General features: G+C 38.6%; 18 protein-coding genes and 1 tRNA gene. 12 read left to right on the top strand and 7 right to left on the bottom strand.

What is annotated here, in order from left to right:
• Positions 1–123 precede the first annotated feature (123 nt).
• The 3 genes from IEV91_RS01920 (at position 124) to fumC (ending at position 3528) form a co-directional block, all read left to right on the top strand.
• Positions 124–1473, top strand: a complete 1350-nt coding sequence (locus tag IEV91_RS01920) for a glucose-6-phosphate isomerase (protein WP_188495544.1) — start codon at positions 124–126, stop codon at positions 1471–1473.
• 267 nt (positions 1474–1740) lie between these two features.
• Positions 1741–2037 (top strand): YggT family protein, encoded by a 297-nt coding sequence (locus IEV91_RS01915; protein ID WP_188495542.1) that lies wholly within the window; start codon positions 1741–1743, stop codon positions 2035–2037.
• A gap of 102 nt (positions 2038–2139) precedes the next feature.
• Positions 2140–3528, top strand: coding sequence for a class II fumarate hydratase (gene fumC, locus IEV91_RS01910; RefSeq protein ID WP_188495540.1), 1389 nt, complete (start codon positions 2140–2142; stop codon positions 3526–3528).
• A gap of 127 nt (positions 3529–3655) precedes the next feature.
• Here fumC and IEV91_RS01905 read toward each other — a convergent pair whose 3' ends face one another.
• Entirely contained in the window at positions 3656–3991 is a 336-nt protein-coding gene (locus IEV91_RS01905) for an antibiotic biosynthesis monooxygenase family protein (protein WP_188495538.1), read from the bottom strand.
• A 165-nt stretch (positions 3992–4156) separates the two neighbouring features.
• Between IEV91_RS01905 and IEV91_RS01900 the strand changes: the two genes are divergently transcribed.
• Complete coding sequence (locus IEV91_RS01900) at positions 4157–4405, top strand: hypothetical protein (RefSeq protein WP_188495536.1); 249 nt, start codon at positions 4157–4159, stop codon at positions 4403–4405.
• 251 nt (positions 4406–4656) lie between these two features.
• Here IEV91_RS01900 and IEV91_RS01895 read toward each other — a convergent pair whose 3' ends face one another.
• Positions 4657–5007 carry a transposase gene (locus tag IEV91_RS01895; protein ID WP_444544432.1) on the bottom strand — a complete coding sequence of 117 codons (351 nt, stop codon included), beginning with the start codon at positions 5005–5007 and terminating at the stop codon, positions 4657–4659.
• Between the two features lie 440 nt (positions 5008–5447).
• Positions 5448–5521: transfer RNA gene (locus tag IEV91_RS01890), tRNA-Ala, on the bottom strand.
• 343 nt (positions 5522–5864) lie between these two features.
• Between IEV91_RS01890 and IEV91_RS01885 the strand changes: the two genes are divergently transcribed.
• The 5 genes from IEV91_RS01885 to IEV91_RS01865 all read left to right on the top strand — a co-directional run bounded on the left by IEV91_RS01885 (position 5865) and on the right by IEV91_RS01865 (position 10336).
• Complete coding sequence (locus IEV91_RS01885) at positions 5865–6605, top strand: YqcI/YcgG family protein (protein ID WP_188495534.1); 741 nt, start codon at positions 5865–5867, stop codon at positions 6603–6605.
• Positions 6606–6912: 307 nt separating this feature from the next.
• Positions 6913–7110 (top strand): DUF5370 family protein, encoded by a 198-nt coding sequence (locus IEV91_RS01880; RefSeq protein WP_188495532.1) that lies wholly within the window; start codon positions 6913–6915, stop codon positions 7108–7110.
• 59 nt (positions 7111–7169) lie between these two features.
• Positions 7170–7535: a RepB family plasmid replication initiator protein gene (locus tag IEV91_RS01875; RefSeq protein ID WP_188495530.1), complete on the top strand. Its 366-nt coding sequence runs from the start codon at positions 7170–7172 to the stop codon at positions 7533–7535.
• Between the two features lie 407 nt (positions 7536–7942).
• The gene (locus IEV91_RS01870) at positions 7943–8482 is read left to right on the top strand and encodes a glycerol-3-phosphate responsive antiterminator (RefSeq protein ID WP_188495522.1); all 540 of its coding nucleotides are present in this window, start codon (positions 7943–7945) and stop codon (positions 8480–8482) included.
• Positions 8483–8671: 189 nt separating this feature from the next.
• The gene (locus tag IEV91_RS01865) at positions 8672–10336 is read left to right on the top strand and encodes a glycerol-3-phosphate dehydrogenase/oxidase (protein ID WP_188495520.1); all 1665 of its coding nucleotides are present in this window, start codon (positions 8672–8674) and stop codon (positions 10334–10336) included.
• Positions 10337–10449: 113 nt separating this feature from the next.
• Here the strand turns inward: IEV91_RS01865 and IEV91_RS01860 are convergent, their stop codons facing one another.
• On the bottom strand, positions 10450–11646 hold the full coding sequence (locus IEV91_RS01860; RefSeq protein ID WP_188495518.1) for an MFS transporter: 1197 nt from the start codon (positions 11644–11646) through the stop codon (positions 10450–10452).
• A gap of 253 nt (positions 11647–11899) precedes the next feature.
• Here IEV91_RS01860 and IEV91_RS01855 point away from each other — a divergent pair, with 253 nt between their 5' ends.
• Positions 11900–12799 (top strand): AEC family transporter, encoded by a 900-nt coding sequence (locus IEV91_RS01855; RefSeq protein ID WP_188495516.1) that lies wholly within the window; start codon positions 11900–11902, stop codon positions 12797–12799.
• A gap of 78 nt (positions 12800–12877) precedes the next feature.
• A complete protein-coding gene (locus IEV91_RS01850) occupies positions 12878–13357 on the top strand; it encodes a GNAT family N-acetyltransferase (protein WP_188495514.1) in 480 nt (159 codons plus the stop codon).
• Between the two features lie 6 nt (positions 13358–13363).
• On the opposite strand, the gene IEV91_RS01845 is transcribed toward IEV91_RS01850, so the two are convergent.
• The 3 genes from IEV91_RS01845 to IEV91_RS01835 form a co-directional block, all read right to left on the bottom strand.
• On the bottom strand, positions 13364–13885 hold the full coding sequence (locus IEV91_RS01845; protein WP_188495512.1) for a hypothetical protein: 522 nt from the start codon (positions 13883–13885) through the stop codon (positions 13364–13366).
• A 102-nt stretch (positions 13886–13987) separates the two neighbouring features.
• Entirely contained in the window at positions 13988–14131 is a 144-nt protein-coding gene (locus IEV91_RS01840) for a hypothetical protein (RefSeq protein ID WP_188495510.1), read from the bottom strand.
• A gap of 52 nt (positions 14132–14183) precedes the next feature.
• The gene (locus tag IEV91_RS01835) at positions 14184–14651 is read right to left on the bottom strand and encodes a GNAT family N-acetyltransferase (RefSeq protein ID WP_188495507.1); all 468 of its coding nucleotides are present in this window, start codon (positions 14649–14651) and stop codon (positions 14184–14186) included.
• A 1105-nt stretch (positions 14652–15756) separates the two neighbouring features.
• On the opposite strand from IEV91_RS01835, the gene IEV91_RS01830 reads away from it, so the two are divergent.
• The gene (locus IEV91_RS01830; protein ID WP_188495505.1) at positions 15757–15933 is read left to right on the top strand and encodes a hypothetical protein; all 177 of its coding nucleotides are present in this window, start codon (positions 15757–15759) and stop codon (positions 15931–15933) included.
• Positions 15934–16010 lie beyond the last annotated feature (77 nt).

The raw sequence follows: 16010 nt of genomic DNA, 5'->3' as shown, positions 1-16010 counted from the left end.
ATCAACTTTTCTGTAAAGTAAAATAGAGAGATTAAAGCGGCGTTTCAATAAAACAGAAAGCATAGTTAAATACTAATAGCTTCAGTGTTTTATTGGACAAGCCCTTATATGGAGGTTGACGACATGAATAAAGTAACCTTTGATTACCATAATGCCCTTTCTTTTTTCTCAGAACAAGAACTCGGGCAAATGGAGAGTGCGGTAAAAACAGCTCACGAGACCATACATAATAAGACTGGGGCCGGCAATGATTTTCTCGGTTGGGTAGACTTGCCTACGAATTACGATAAGGCTGAATTTGCTCGTATTCAAAAGGCTGCGGAAAAAATTAAAGCTGATTCCGATGTTCTTCTTGTTATTGGAATTGGTGGCTCTTATTTAGGCGCGCGAGCTGCTCTTGAGATGCTTAATCATAGTTTTTATAACCTTCTAAGCAAAGAAGAACGGCAAGCACCTCAAGTCTTTTTTGTTGGGAATACCATTAGTTCTACTTACACTAAAGAGCTTATTGATGTATTAAAGGACAAAGATTTTTCCGTCAATGTCATTTCGAAATCAGGGACAACGACGGAACCGGCTATCGCTTTCCGTATATTCCGATCCCTACTTGAAGAGAAATATGGGAAAGAAGAAGCGAAAGCAAGGATCTACGCCACCACTGATCGTGAAAAAGGGGCATTAAAAACTTTAGCAAATGAAGAGGGCTATGAAACCTTTGTCATCCCTGATGATGTCGGTGGGCGTTATTCGGTTCTGACTCCAGTAGGTTTACTTCCGATTGCTGCTGCTGGGATTAACATTGAAGAGATTATGAAAGGGGCACAAGATGCTCAAACTGACTTTTCAGTTCCCGAATTAAGTCAGAACGCTGCCTATCAATATGCGGCGAGTCGGCAAATTTTTTATAACAAAGGGAAGGCGATTGAACTTCTCGTTAATTATGAACCAGGGCTACATTACTTCTCTGAATGGTGGAAACAACTCTTTGGGGAAAGTGAAGGGAAGGACCAAAAAGCCTTATTCCCTGCTTCTGTTGATTTTTCAACCGATTTACATTCAATGGGACAATATGTTCAAGAAGGGCGTCGGCATCTTTTAGAGACTGTTCTTATGGTGGAATCCGCTCGGCAGGAAATCACGATTGAAGAAGATGCTGATAATTTGGATAAACTCAACTATCTTGCTGGAAAGACGATGGATTTTGTCAATAAGAAAGCCGCACAGGGGACCTTGTTGGCTCACACTGACGGCGATGTTCCTAATTTAGTGGTGAATATCCCAGAACTTACGCCTTATTATTTCGGTTATCTTGTTTACTTTTTTGAAAAGGCTTGTGCTGTGAGTGGTTATCTCCTCGGCGTTAACCCGTTTGACCAACCAGGAGTTGAGGCTTACAAAAAGAATATGTTTGCATTGCTTGGTAAGCCAGGATTTGAAAAAGAAAAAGCAGAGCTTGAAAAACGTTTAAAATAAATTTTTAAAGGGTCGCCTTTCATGGCGATCCTTTTTTCGTAAATCGGAATGTACAACCTTGTAAAAGATCCTATAAATGCAATTTTGGTTTTTGCCATTAAGGTCTTGGCCCATAAGCCAGGTTTTCTAAAAACCAGAATGAATTTTTTATTCCTTGAGTAAACTATGTGCTAGTAAAGTGGATGCATCTTAGGAGTCCATTAGCATTGTTTTAATAGCGACCTAATGGCAACTGAGATGAAGGAATGGGAAGGAGGGTATGCGGACGTGGCAGGTCGAAAAAGATTTTTAGTGACAAAAATTTTAAATGTTGTAGTGTCCGCCGTTCAAATTCTCCTCGGACTATATATTGTCTTAAAATTGTTTGGCGCGGCTGAGGTCCCTTTTGTACGTTGGATTTATGATTTAAGTAAACCCTTCCTGGCTCCCTTTGAGGGGGTATTCAAACCGATTTTGTTTCAGGAGGAATATTTATTAGATTTGTCCGCCCTTTTTGCTTTAATTATCTATAGTATTGTCGGTTATATTATTATTCGTCTCGTCATGGCGATTGAATCGAGATAAAGCATGAAAAATAGTTTTGGGACAGGATGGTTTTTAGCATCATTTTTCTACATGATTTGATATACTAGGGGTGAACGTTTTGAAAATCAGGGAGGGTCCCAAATGGACTATAGAATTGAAAAAGATACTATTGGTGAAATCAAAGTTCCAGCCGATAAGCTTTGGGCAGCTCAAACCCAACGAAGCAAGGAAAACTTTAAAATTGGTTGGGAGAAAATGCCTCTAGAAATTGTGAAAGCCTTTGCGAATTTAAAAAAGGGAGCAGCACTCGCAAACAACAAATTAGGAAAACTTGACCAAGACAAAACGGACGCCATTGTCCAAGCCGCTGATGAGGTCATTTCAGGGCAATTAGATGAGCATTTTCCGCTTGTGGTATGGCAAACGGGAAGTGGCACGCAATCAAATATGAACGTGAATGAAGTGATTGCCAATCGTGCGAATCAAATCCTAAAAGAAAAAGGGATTGACAGCAAAGTTCACCCAAATGACGATGTCAATAAATCACAAAGTTCTAATGATACTTACCCTACAGCGTTACATGTAGCTGCTGTTATTGCCGTTGAGGACGACGTGATTCCAGCTTTACATAAATTGAAAGCAACCCTTCAGGCAAAGTCGGAGCAATTTAATGCGATTATTAAAATTGGCCGTACACATTTACAAGACGCGACACCGCTTACCTTAGGACAAGAAATCAGTGGCTGGGTAGCAATGCTTGAAAAATGTGAAACCATGCTCACAGAAACAACAAAGCATATTAAGGAGCTTGCGATCGGAGGAACAGCTGTTGGTACGGGTCTAAATGCCCATCCTGATTTTGGACGCATGACCGCTGAGGAGATTTCCTCTATTACTGGAAAAACGTTTACCTCTGCGGATAATAAATTCCATGCCCTAACAAGTCATGATCAAATTACAACGGTTCACGGCGTGCTTAAAGCTCTAGCTGCGGATCTCATGAAAATTGCGAATGATGTTCGTTGGTTAGCAAGTGGTCCACGATGTGGCATTGGTGAAATTTCGATTCCAGCTAATGAACCCGGATCATCTATTATGCCAGGAAAAGTGAATCCTACACAATCTGAAGCAGTGACGATGGTCTCCGCGCAAGTCTTTGGGAATGATGCAACCATTGGTTTTGCAGCAAGTCAAGGAAATTTTGAACTTAATGTGTTTAAACCAGTGATTGCCTATAATTTCTTGCAATCTGCACGTTTACTTGCGGATGCGATGATTTCCTTTAATGATAACTGTGCTGTGGGCATCGAGCCAGAAACAGAGAAAATTGATGAATATCTGCATAATTCATTAATGCTTGTTACTGCGCTAAATCCGCATATTGGTTATGAGAAAGCAGCACTTATTGCAAAAACAGCGCATAAAGAGGGTTCCACACTTAAAGAAGCAGCGATTAAAACGGGAATTTTAACAGAAGAAGAATTTGACAAGCTCGTGCGCCCAGAAGAAATGATTGGACCAAAAGCATAAGCAAGCAAAATAAAGGATGGCCATGTTTTGGCCATCCTTTGTTCTTTATAGGTAAAATGATCAGCTTGGGGGTCAAAAATAACTCTCCGTGCTCATACCTGGATTTTTTAAAATTTTTTATCAATAATTATGCTTGTATTTGAAGGCCTTCGTTTAAGACTTCATAACTATGGAGTGTTTTTTTCATTTTTACGGGATCAATAATACCTTCTTTACGCTGGGCATTGGCCGCCTTATGTTGATTCACGTGCTCTTCACGAGAAATCCAAGCTTTAAAATGATTCTGAGTTTCCCACTTTGATACGAAGGCGTATTCCACGGTTTCTTTTAACTCACGTCTCCAGCATTCATAAGAAAGCAATCCCTCAGCGTTTTCAATTTCACGCTTATTGTTTTGTGCTTTTCTTTCAAGGCGTTCTTCATGTTCTTTCTCGATTTCAAATTTGGCTTGCATCACGAACATAAGCAATCCCTCCTTATTTTCTATGTGTTCAATTATAACTATAATGAGAATCATTTTCAATTATTATCAATGCATCCTCTTCCATAAAAATACCCAACTTGTCCTCCTAATTGATGGTAATAAAGACAGGTGAAATGCATAAAATTCACACTAGGAGGGGATGAGATGGGCAGCGAGAATCGACAAATCAAGTTGATGTCAGAAGAGATTTTTTCAGAAATGACACGGTTCGGTTCGGAGGTAGAAAAATATAATAAGGAAGATTTAATTTATGTTATTGACCATCTTTGCCGGGTGGTAAAGGCATTAACCGATGAGGGGATGTCTCGACATAGTAAATCATATGCGGTCAGTAAAATGGAAATCGCACGAGATACCATAAAGCATTACAATGAAAAGCACTTGGCAACTTAACTCACTTCATACTTAATGTATTGCAAAGCTTCGTTATATAAAAATATAGATTTCTTTGAGGCTGGTTCATAGTGAACCAGTTTTCATTTGAAAAAATAACTGTATATATGTATTAAAAGAGTGAACGTTAATGAGGTTTCGGCATATTCTCCAATGTGATATGAAAAAACTTTTAATAAGAGCCATGTATACTCTTTCCCTGTTTTTTTGGTTCTTGGGGTAGGGGTAAAACTCCTACTCTTTATCCCCACTTAAAAATCTAACCATTTATATTGCTGATGCAATAAAACCCTTAATCTTAAACGATCATAACATTGGAAACCAAAGGCATTTCGTTTTATTTCCTTTGTTTGATTGTTTAAGCCTTCAATAAATCCATTACTATAGCCAAAGGCAAAACTATTTAAAACATCAACTTGCCAATTTTTAATTGTTTGAATTGCCTTCACAAACTCAGTCCCTAAAAAACGCTTTCCACATGAACATACATATCTTCGCTTTCTATAAAACAGATAGGAAGTTCTTTCAAACACCTTAAGTTGTTGCATCTTTTGAGTACGGTAATCATGTACCTTGTTGGTTCGCTCCCACATACTGGGCATTTGTGTTTTTTTCTTGGGACCTCAATATAAAGATAAAAGCTACCATTAATTTCTTCTGTTTTGGTAATCTTAACGTCTTCTAATCCAGGTAAATTCATGTTAAACTGCATAGACACGTAACTCCAATCCTTGTCCTTGTTTCTCGTCAATTCAAGTGTAAAGGATATAGGAGCTTACGTGTATTTTTTGCTGTCTTTTAAAAGGTTCAAGAACACAAAGTGAAAAATGGCGAGACTCCTGCGGGAGCAGCAAGCCAGGCAAGGCCCTGCAGGACACAAAAGGATAAGTCCGAGGAGGCTTGCGGATTGCCCGCGGAAAGCGAGTTATTTTTCACTTAACCAAAACAGCATTGTAAATTTTCTACAAACCCCAACATATATAATAGAGCCATAAAAAACAGGGCATCGCAAATGCGATAACCCCGTTGTCTCTCAATATAATGGTGGAGCTAAGGGGAATCGAACCCCTGATTCCACAATGCCATTGTGGCGTATTCCCGCTATACTATAGCCCCAAATGATATGTAATACTATGCCTGGTGAACTCTCCAGGCTAAGTATCGAAGGGTATAACCCTATGTATTAGCCAAAATTACTATACCAATTAAATAGAATTTCGTCAAGAAGGAAAATGAGGAACTCAGCTTGACTTTTGGGCAGGCATCCCATTTTTATTTACATCATTTCTCTACATTAACAAGCATCAGTCATTCATCTATGCACTTGAACGTTTTTGCTTTTCTCTAAGCTAGGGAAAGTGTGCCATTGAACAGGAATAACTGCATAGGAACATTCACCCAATTCCGCTCTTTTTCATATCTTGATGAGAAAGGAAAAGAAATGGTGGTGTGGTGTCGAATGCATGAACGACTTTTAGATCAAGTGACACTTGAAAGTGAATTCTCTCTATTACAAGACTGGGAACAAGAGGCTTACGAACACTTTAAGCAAAAGATAACAGATAAGAAAAATCGATTTCCTTGCATACCTGCGACACAGGGATTTGCTTTAAATCAATTGAATTATGGCTTTATCCTCTGGAGTGACCATGTGGATGAAGTGTTCAGTTTAGTTCTCAAGGAATATATTAACCATGCTAAAGAATATGGAAAGTATACATCATTAATTATTTTCATAGAAGGGATACATGAAAAGGCGAATTCAATCGCGACAGAGGATTTTTTTTATTTATTTTGGGACTTGTTAAATCGTTTAAAGGAACATGATGAAAAACCATGGCCAGACCCTATCCCGAAAGAGCCTGAAGAGGCTCTTTGGCAATTTTGTTTTCATGGAGAGCCATTATTTATGTATTGTGCCACACCTTCTCATGAAAAAAGAAAAAGTCGTCACTTTCCTTACTTCATGTTGGCGATAACACCGCGATGGGTCTTTGAGGAATTTAGAAAAGACAGTAAACATGCACATCAGATTCAAAAGAAAATTCATGAGCGTCTACAGGCTTATGATGCTGTCGACATTCATCCTGACCTCAAAGAATATGGTGATAAGGATAATTTTGAATGGAAACAATATTTCTTAAGGGACGATGAGACGTCGCCATTAAGCTGTCCTTTTTCAAGTTACTCGAAACATTAGCTTAAACTCAAGGATTATTTACTAAATAATGTTTATGAACAGCGCCCCAATCGTTAGAATGACTAACAAATGGAGGTGCTTTTTTATGCTGAAGGTTTACAGCAAGTTTTTACTATGAAATTTGATGACTAAAATCTAGGGTTAGAGATAGGAATAGTGAGAGGGAATATTTATAGGTCTCCAAATCGTAGGATTAATAGAACGAGGAATAATGATAGTTGCTTTTTGAATCCAAAAGATCGTGGATAAAGATTTAAGGTATAAGCTTTTCCATTTGTTTTAAACTATAGAAAAAAGGGTGATACAAATGGGGGCAATCCAAAGAGACGGTTATACATTTGATGTAGAATACAGTGTGACGCATCAGAGAGCGGCCGTCCATGTGTACCAAAATGGTGTTTTTCTTAAAGAAATACCATTTGAGTTTACCGGGAAGGAGCCAGATCCACAAGACATCGACCGAATGGTTGATCAATTTTTTATTGAAGAAGAAAAAGAAGGCTGAAATTTAGACACATTGGGTATGCTTTAGTCAGAGAGAAAAGACAAAAATGGGGGAGACATATGGAAAATAATCCTGTGATCAAAATCTATAATAAACTCACATTATTTGACCAAAAAATTATTAACGGTATTATTAAACAAGTGAATAGAGATGATGAAGACACAAAAGCGTATCTTATTAACCTGATCGATTTTGGATTGGATCATCTCAATCCTTCTGATATTACCGAGCGCCTAAAGAAATTAGTAAAAGTATCCGTGAAGGTATCCATTGATGGAGAGCTTGCTTATGTTCCTTTATTAACGCACATGAAGTATGAGGATCATGATAAAAAAGTTATATTGACCTTTAACTCTCTATTAAAGCCTTATTATCTTGAGCTTAGGGATGTCCTCGATTATCTGGACCATCCTTACTCCTTATAGTTTCTCATAGTTTGGGCAATAAGAAAAACCGGGCCAAAGCCCGGTCCTTATTAAAACACGGAAAAAGTTTTTTGCGTCCGTGGTGACACCGCCGAAGCTAGCACATCAACCACCCCAAAAAGTAAAGAACACTTTTCGGGGACCGCGATGGTGCGGCGAACGTCAATCCTACCCATGTCGTGTGGGCATGAGGAAGGCGAGCGTTCTAATCGGAAACCCACGCTTTCCTGATGACCATAATTTTATACATTCTTATTCTTTAAAAAACCCCCAAACCTTCGTTTGGGGGAATACAAGGGGGAGAAGATAGATAGCTTACTTTCATTATTGACGTTCTCCACTATTTTATACACAGATGTTAAAATAATTTTAATCATAATGAATACTCCACTAGGAGATGAATAGCCATGTTAAACCAAAGTATTGTCCCAGCTATACGCAAGTTCAAAGATTTTGAAAAAGGGATTAAAAGTGATCATGAATATGTGGTCTTATTAGATGCACATCTAGCAAATTTAAAAAACATAGTCAAAGCGATTCATCAAGAAGGAAAAAAAGTATTCGTGCATGCCGATCTCATCCACGGATTAAAAAGTGATGAACAAGCGACAGAGTTTATTTGCCAGGAGTTCAAACCCGACGGCATTATTTCAACGCGAGCAAATGTTTTGCAAACCGCAAAGAAAAAAGGGCTTTTGATCGTTCAACGTCTATTCCTGCTCGATTCTATTGCCCTAGAGACAAGCTATCGCCTGACGAATAAAGTCAATCCGGATTATATTGAAGTGTTACCAGGCCTCGTACCTGACCTGATTAGGGAAGTCAATGAAAAAACAGGCATCCCAGTGATCGCAGGTGGATTAATAAGGACTAAGCAAAATGTGGAAGATGCCCTGGCTTGTGGAGCAACGGCTGTGACAACGTCTAATCCAGAGCTCTGGGACTAAAAAGGATGAAACCATTTATTTTTAAAATGACCATTGAAAATACCTATCAAAAGGGGTATAATAAAGATAAGTTAATAAGGTCGTATGAGTCAATTGAGAGACTACGAGAATTCTAATGTATATTTTGTGCATTGGATTACTTGTGGTCTCTTTTTTGATTTTGTACTATATCAATGAGGTGGACAAAACATGACTTATTCAAGCTTGAAAAGAAGCGAATATATGAAAGCTATGCAGGAAGGGAATTTGGACCTCTTAGTTATCGGAGGTGGGATCACGGGAGCTGGTATTGCACTTGATGCTGTCACCCGTGGTCTGAATATAGGTTTAATCGAAATGCAGGATTTCGCGGCAGGTACTTCTAGTCGTTCCACAAAACTTGTACACGGTGGTTTAAGGTACCTTAAGCAATTTGAAGTGAAGCTAGTGGCTGAAGTTGGTAAAGAGAGAGCGATTGTTTATGAAAATGCGCCTCACGTGACAACACCAGTGTGGATGCTATTACCTTTTTATAAAGGAGGTACCTTTGGGACTTTCTCGACTTCAATCGGTTTAAGGGTGTATGACTTTCTTGCTGGAGTTAAGCGTGAAGAGCGTCGCTCCATGCTTAACAAAGAACAAACGTTGAAAAGAGAGCCTTTATTAAAATCCGAAGATCTAAAGGGTGGCGGTGTTTATGTTGAATACCGTACAGACGATGCCCGATTAACTTTGGAAACCATGAAAGCAGCTGTAGCTAAAGGAGCTAAGGCGGTCAACTACGTCAAGGCGGAAAATCTTCTTTATGATGATAATGGAAAAATTATCGGTGTTGAAGCAGTCGACCAAATTTCTGGTGAAAGATATAATCTCTATGCGAAGAAGATTGTCAATGCTGCTGGACCTTGGGTGGATACGCTAAGAGAAATTGACCATTCTAAAAAAGGAAAAATGCTTCACCTAACTAAAGGTGTTCACCTTGTCATTGATGGGGAAAGATTCCCTCTTCATAACGCCGTTTACTTTGATACACCTAATGGCGATGGCCGGATGCTCTTTGCAATCCCTAGAGAGGGTAAGGTTTACATCGGGACAACAGATACCAACTACAAAGATGATCCTAAGAATCCCAAAATGACAAAAGCAGACCGTGATTATATTTTAGAAGCTGTCAATGGACTCTTCCCAAGCCTTGGTCTGACAAAAGACGATGTTGAATCAAGCTGGGCAGGCGTAAGACCTCTTATTCATGAGGAAGGAAAATCACCTTCTGAAATCTCTCGTAAGGATGAAATGTTCCATTCAGACTCTGGTTTAATTACCATTGCTGGGGGTAAGCTGACAGGGTATCGTAAAATGGCAGAAAAAGTGGTTGACTTTGTGGGGGAACAAATTAGTAAAGAAGAAGGACGCTCCTTCCCAGGCTGCCAAACTAAGAATGAACGGTTATCTGGCGGTGACATCGGCGGTTCGGACAAATTGCCAGCGTTCATTGCTGAGAAGGTTAAAGAAGGTAAGGCTCTTGGTTTGACTGAGGAAAAAGCGGAAGAGTTGGCTCATCGTTACGGCAGTAATATTCAGTACATCTATAGCATTATCAAAGAACAAGGGAATCTAGGTGAAAGCTTCGGTCTTTCAATGGATGTTTATGCGGTCCTTCGCTATAGCATTGACAATGAATTAACCGTAACACCATTAGACTTCTTCTTAAGAAGAACCGGAGCGCTTCTCTTTAATATTGACTTTGTTTATGAGTGGAAAAAGCCTGTTATTGATTTCATGGCGAATGAATTTAACTGGACTTCTGAAGTTCGTGAGAAATACGAACAAGAACTCGATGCCATGATTAAACAATCCGTTTCTCCAGAGGAATAAAATAAAGAATGAATGAAAAAAGGTTGCCGAGAAATCTCGGTAACCTTTTTTACTTTAAAGAAATATTTTCTGTCTCTAATGGTTTACTTCAGTTCGCTTTGTTGACCTACAAATTAAGCCCCTGTTTTTGCTTGTAAATGGCCTTGTTTTTTCCTTCTATGGAGTCTTGAAATAGAGATTAAGCCGATGATATAGACCGTTGAAAAGATAACAATTAACCATAGTGCCATCTGAATGTTAAGAGCATCCATTGTCAAACCCACTAAAGCAGGAAAGACCGCATTACCGATGCCTGCAAAAGCAGTGATAGCACTGGTAATTTGTCTGGAAAAGCCCGGAAAACTATGATTGGCATACACCATTGTAATGGAATAAACACCAGACATGGTAAAGCCTAAACAAAGAATAAGACCAAATCCAATGAGTTGATTTTTTAACAGAATAAAGGCAATAAAGCAAAGGACTGTGATACTCATACTCCATAATAAATAATGATCATAAGTGACCTTCCGAATAATAAAGCCTGTTGCCATTCGCCCAATGACCATTGTAACCCAAAAGGCTCCGATGCTAAGCGAAGCTATGTAAGGAATGGCATGAATGTAATTGATGAAGATTGAAGAAAGAAAATTATTAAGACTTCCTTCAACGCCAGTGTATAGACAGATCATAAAAACAAACAAAGATAAAACAACCCATTTCACACTCGTGGACATTTTAACTGGAGATGGGGCAGCAGCATCCCGTGCTTTGGAGTCGTCAATGTCTGTCTTAGAATATTTGATAACACTCCAGAATATCATCATGACTAAAGCAGTCAAACTTGTGATTAAAAAGGAATATCTCCAATGATCCAAAGCGATAAAACCACTGGCAATAATCGGCATCACTAAGGCACCCAATCCAAAGGAGACTTCTAAATAACTCATCATGACCGCTCTTCGCCCTACAAAGACTTCCATAATCAGTGTAGCGACAATGGTTTCAAAGATCGCGGCACCAGTATTATTTATAAAATTTAATACAAAGAGCCAATAAAAGGACGGCAGGAAGAAAAAGCCGATTTGAGCCATGGCGATTAAAAAGGCACCAAGAGATAAAATTGTTTTCTCATTATACTTATACAATAAGAAAGTCGATATCGGGACTCCTAATAAAAAGCCAATCGAGCCGATAAAAACTAACTGTCCGCCTTTAGTATAAGAAAGGTTGTAAAAGTCTAGCAATTGAGGCATGACAGAACCAAGCGTTGTGACCACTAATCCGGCCAAAAAATAAGTCGCATAAGAGGCTAAGGTAAACGATTTCATTTTGTTTATCCCTTCTTCTAATGAAGTCATTCTAGAAATTTTATCATTCCTTCATGACCTTCGCAATGCTTTTTTAGTACAATCTCTTATAGAAGGAATAAAGATTTGAAAAATGAACTGTGTTCAATTACTCATTTATAATAGAATGAAAATAGAAATAAATAGAAAAGGCCGTTTATGAGGAGTATTGCTTTTTCTCGAAGTCACGACGTGAGGAATTGAAATAAGCTTTAGGAGAAGAAGGGGAGTGCCTATGGTTTTTTTAAATATTGTCGTTCCAGTATTTATTGTATTTGGCGCAGGGTATCTTGTTCAAAAATTGTTTCACCTAGAATTGCGGTCACTATCGACAACGATTATTTATATATTGTCGCCTTTTTTAGCCTTTAAAACGTTTTATGAAGCTGATTTAAATATGGATACCTTTTATTTGGTGATTTATGCATTTTCCTTAACTATTGTATTGCTTGCACTTATCTATGCCTATTCACGTATTAGAAAGCATTCAACGGAAGATTATTGTGCATTGGTTTTAGGCACTGTTTTTATGAATGCAGGAAATTATGGGGTCCCTGTTGCTTTATTTGCTTTCGGGGACGCTGGTCTACATACAGCAGTAATTTTAATGGTCATACAATCGTTGTCAATGAGTACAGTAGGGATTTATTTTGCGGCTAAAGGTGGAGATAAGGGTGAGAAGCTTGCCCCTTGGCGACGGGTGTTAAAGATTCCTATTGCTTATGGAGCGCTACTTGGTGTCGGATTTAACAGTCTGTCTCTTAGCCTTCCAGAGACTTTAGAACGACCTGTTAATCTTATCTCTGATGCTACCATTCCCATGGTCATGCTGTTATTAGGGATGCAACTGGCCAATATTACCTTGAAGAATATGCAAATTGAAAAAGTGACTGTTGCGGTGGTCGCGCGATTATTTATTTCACCCCTCATAGCCCTGGTTCTTATTTGGATACTCCCAGTTAGCGGGATGGTAGCTAAAGTCATCCTTTTGATTGCAGCCATGCCCACTGCTGCCAATACAACCATCTATGCGCTTCAGTTTAATACAAAGCCTAATATTGTTACATCCACAACACTCTTAAGCACTTTGCTAAGTGTAGTGACGATTCCAGTCCTCATTCACTTATTACTATAGAACGTCAAAGCTTAAAAACCCTCATAAGGGAACACGAGCCAGCCTTTATGAATATAGTGGTGTTTGAGGGGGATTGTTATGGCTCGACACTTTACTTTCCGACCGATTGATGTCTTTCGTGATCGGCAAACTATTATTGATTTCCGAAAGGATTCTTATATTGTAAGTTTTGGTACTCCAGAAGAACTTGGAGATGAAGACATGTATGTGGCCTGGATGGCGATGGCTGCCTCCATGTATCCTAAGGGCTTTGTCATCATGGAGTACAAAGGTGTTCCAGTTGGACAAATAGAACTTGAAATGATCGTTTATGAGGGACGTCCTATTGGTTATGTTGACCTATTTTACTTAATACCAGAGTTTCGGGGCAAAGGTTATGGAAAAATCCAGATAGATTATGCCGAAAACTATTTTAAAAATAAGAGACTTTCAGAGTATCATTTAAGAGTTTCGCCTACGAATAAGAGGGCTCTGCGCTTTTATGAGAAACATGGGATGAAGCCCATGATGACAGAGTACCTCACACAAAAAGTGATCAGAATGCGAAAGCAGCTCTAGAACCTTTTACTGATGGGCAAACATTTCCAGTGCCTCTAAAGTGTTTAAAGCGCATTCGATAATAAAGGGAATGTCAATGATAAAACTTTCATCAATTTCTTCTTTAAAGGAAAGAATGATTTGATTATCATAGATCTCTGAGGCATCTCCATAAAGGAAACTGATATTTTGTTCTATTTTTGGCTTGAACGTTTTCCAAATTTGATTCAGACGAAAACGAATGGCTGAACAATCATGGTTTACGTCAGTTATTTTAAGTAAAAATTCAACATAAAGCTGGCAGGGATAATTATCTTGGTCGGGTGCGAGAATCTCTCCTGACCAATTTAAGGCATCCGTACTGAGCTCTATTACAGATTCAACTTTTCCTCTAGATAAACTAATACTATATGAACGTGACATTTTGGCGAGGTCAACAGTATCACTACGATCAATGATCTCGATATGTTCATTTTCATTTAAGTCAAGGTCGTAGATGGCGCCTTCTAAAACCACCTTAAGATTATCAAAAACAGTTGGATCAAACATTTTTTTTCCTCCCCAAAAAAGTAGAGCTTAGGTGATTTGTTTTGTTAGTTTCGATTCTATCCCAAGTGTAAAGGAAAAGCTACGGGATTTCACCCGTAGCTTTTATTTTTTTGGATTCTTTTTCGCCCGTTCTTCTAATTCTGTATGGGGCTGTTGATCCTTTACATCCTCGGAGAGCCCTTGAGGATTGACACTTGATGCTGTTTTTCCACTATTTGCTCTGATTTCTTTATTTCGCGTTGCCATTTGAACACCTCCACATCATAGTCTTCAACGATGTGGAGGTTTTTATCCACCTCTAAAATGTTTTCATCATGTGATAATCTGTTGTTTTATAGTCCATTTTTTGATAGAGTGCGATGGCTCTTTTATTATGAGCAAAGACGTGAAGTCTTATTTCCTTTATCCCTAATTTCTGAGCGTATTGATCGAGTGCTTCTAGCGTTGCCTTTCCCAATCCTTTGCCTCTATAGTTTTCCAGAAGTTCAATATCATAAATAAAGGCTTTTTTATAAAGCCCTTGATGATTTACATGAAGCCATAGGTGACCAATAGCTTCATGTTTATGATAAATAGAAAAAAGTAAATGGCCCTTTGTGTTTAAACCGTTAGGTAGGAGCTGTTCAAATTGTCTTTTAGCTTTTTCTAAAGCCTCTTCTTCTTGCCAATTGCCTGCTCGTATATGTTCGTTTGCATAGGCCTCAATAGATTGTGAAATATAATTTTGAAAAGTTGTCGCATCCATGGCTTTTAATTCTATTGTCATCCGCTTTCGCCCTTTCTCTTGGAATATCAGTTGCCTATAAAGGATTTCGCTAAAGAAAATTCATTTCCTTTTAATGAAAGGCATAATTGAAGGAATGGCGACGTAACTTACCACACATAAGCACCACTACGGAAATACACTCCGCTTTCCGCGGGCGCTGGTGAGCCTCCTGATATGAACGAAACTGTCAAGTCCCCCCACTCAATTGGGTGTTGATCTGTTTTTAGGCAACTCTAAGCAAAGAAGCATTTCAGGCTTTTTTTTTAGGTGATAGGAAAGCATACAATTTCAAGTTGGATGGGAGTGAACGGGTGTTGATTTCCGCTCCAGGCTGCTCGCTTTCCACGGGCACGACCTCAGCTAACTTTAGAGTCAGTTTTTTGGTGCTCCAAAGTGGATCTTCGGACGCGTGCTGTTCCCGTAGGAGTCAGAGCACCTTCCGCTTCAATCAATGTGTTGCCTATCGATGCACTTTAGATTAAAACTGTTCCGAAGCCTCTGAGTAAGGACCGGACGCACCGGACGCTTTTCCTTTTTTAAATGTATTTTAGAGTCATTTACGACTAAAGATTTTCCTTTCTCAGCTTAACAAGTACCTCCTCAATTTTAGGATTGATTGGTGAGAGCGTTAATCTTCAATACAAATTCAAAAAAAAGGAGCTAAGCGAGGGGGAGTCGCTTAGCCCAAAAACTTTATGCCGAGTTATAAAAGGGGTCATACTTAAAAGATGAACCATTGACATACGCTTATTGAATAGGTTGTCCACTTCAATAAGAGGTGGACAAGATTAGATTCCCCATCTACAATTCAAGAAGGTATATCGCAACTTCTTATAAAAGATAAGGTCTTCTAAAAGAAGTTATGGTTGGTATGTAATAACAATAACATGATTAAGCGGGTTTTGGTATTGGGAAAAAACTAATCATTAGCGTGGTTAATTTGGGGGGAACAATCATTTTTTTCCCAACGACTTCTGAAAAGTAAGTACCAGAGTAAAAATTAAAAACAATAAGGCTTGTTTTAGGGGCTTATCTCATCCAAATCTTTGATATTTTAATAAAAATTGATTACCATAGAGTTAGGTTAGATAAGGAGATGATAAGTTTGACTAAAGAATATGGTATTGGAAATGCTGAAATTCAAAGAATAATGGATCAATATGTTCTCAAACAAGGCGAGACAATGGACGTTGAGCGCTTGCGTGAAGGGTTAGTGGTTCTGATCCGCGAAAATAATGAAGCATTGATCAATGATATTAAAGAACTTATAAAAGAAAAATAAAAAGGCGCCCGAACTAATCTGGCACCTATGTCAAGGACACAATAAAAAAAGAGGTTAAGCAACTAGAAGATGATTCC

The organism is Pullulanibacillus pueri, from assembly GCF_014639255.1.
In the GTDB taxonomy this organism is placed as follows: Bacteria; Bacillota; Bacilli; order Bacillales; family Sporolactobacillaceae; genus Pullulanibacillus; species Pullulanibacillus pueri.
The sequence above is the reverse complement of the archived record's forward strand: the minus strand, read 5'-3'. Positions and strand labels throughout refer to the sequence as shown.

Bases quoted from the DNA above. Each gene is read 5' to 3' on its own strand.
- IEV91_RS01895 (WP_444544432.1), bottom strand. From the start codon at position 5,007: ATGCCCAGTATGTGGGAGCGAACCAACAAGGTACATGATTACCGTACT.
- IEV91_RS01885 (WP_188495534.1), top strand. From the start codon at position 5,865: ATGCATGAACGACTTTTAGATCAAGTGACACTTGAAAGTGAATTCTCT.
- IEV91_RS01845 (WP_188495512.1), bottom strand. From the start codon at position 13,885: ATGTTTGATCCAACTGTTTTTGATAATCTTAAGGTGGTTTTAGAAGGC.
- IEV91_RS01920 (WP_188495544.1), top strand. From the start codon at position 124: ATGAATAAAGTAACCTTTGATTACCATAATGCCCTTTCTTTTTTCTCA.
- IEV91_RS01875 (WP_188495530.1), top strand. From the start codon at position 7,170: ATGGAAAATAATCCTGTGATCAAAATCTATAATAAACTCACATTATTT.
- IEV91_RS01850 (WP_188495514.1), top strand. From the start codon at position 12,878: ATGGCTCGACACTTTACTTTCCGACCGATTGATGTCTTTCGTGATCGG.
- IEV91_RS01860 (WP_188495518.1), bottom strand. From the start codon at position 11,646: ATGAAATCGTTTACCTTAGCCTCTTATGCGACTTATTTTTTGGCCGGA.
- IEV91_RS01900 (WP_188495536.1), top strand. From the start codon at position 4,157: ATGGGCAGCGAGAATCGACAAATCAAGTTGATGTCAGAAGAGATTTTT.
- IEV91_RS01905 (WP_188495538.1), bottom strand. From the start codon at position 3,991: ATGTTCGTGATGCAAGCCAAATTTGAAATCGAGAAAGAACATGAAGAA.
- IEV91_RS01855 (WP_188495516.1), top strand. From the start codon at position 11,900: ATGGTTTTTTTAAATATTGTCGTTCCAGTATTTATTGTATTTGGCGCA.
- IEV91_RS01840 (WP_188495510.1), bottom strand. From the start codon at position 14,131: ATGGCAACGCGAAATAAAGAAATCAGAGCAAATAGTGGAAAAACAGCA.
- IEV91_RS01865 (WP_188495520.1), top strand. From the start codon at position 8,672: ATGACTTATTCAAGCTTGAAAAGAAGCGAATATATGAAAGCTATGCAG.
- IEV91_RS01835 (WP_188495507.1), bottom strand. From the start codon at position 14,651: ATGACAATAGAATTAAAAGCCATGGATGCGACAACTTTTCAAAATTAT.
- IEV91_RS01880 (WP_188495532.1), top strand. From the start codon at position 6,913: ATGGGGGCAATCCAAAGAGACGGTTATACATTTGATGTAGAATACAGT.
- IEV91_RS01870 (WP_188495522.1), top strand. From the start codon at position 7,943: ATGTTAAACCAAAGTATTGTCCCAGCTATACGCAAGTTCAAAGATTTT.
- fumC (WP_188495540.1), top strand. From the start codon at position 2,140: ATGGACTATAGAATTGAAAAAGATACTATTGGTGAAATCAAAGTTCCA.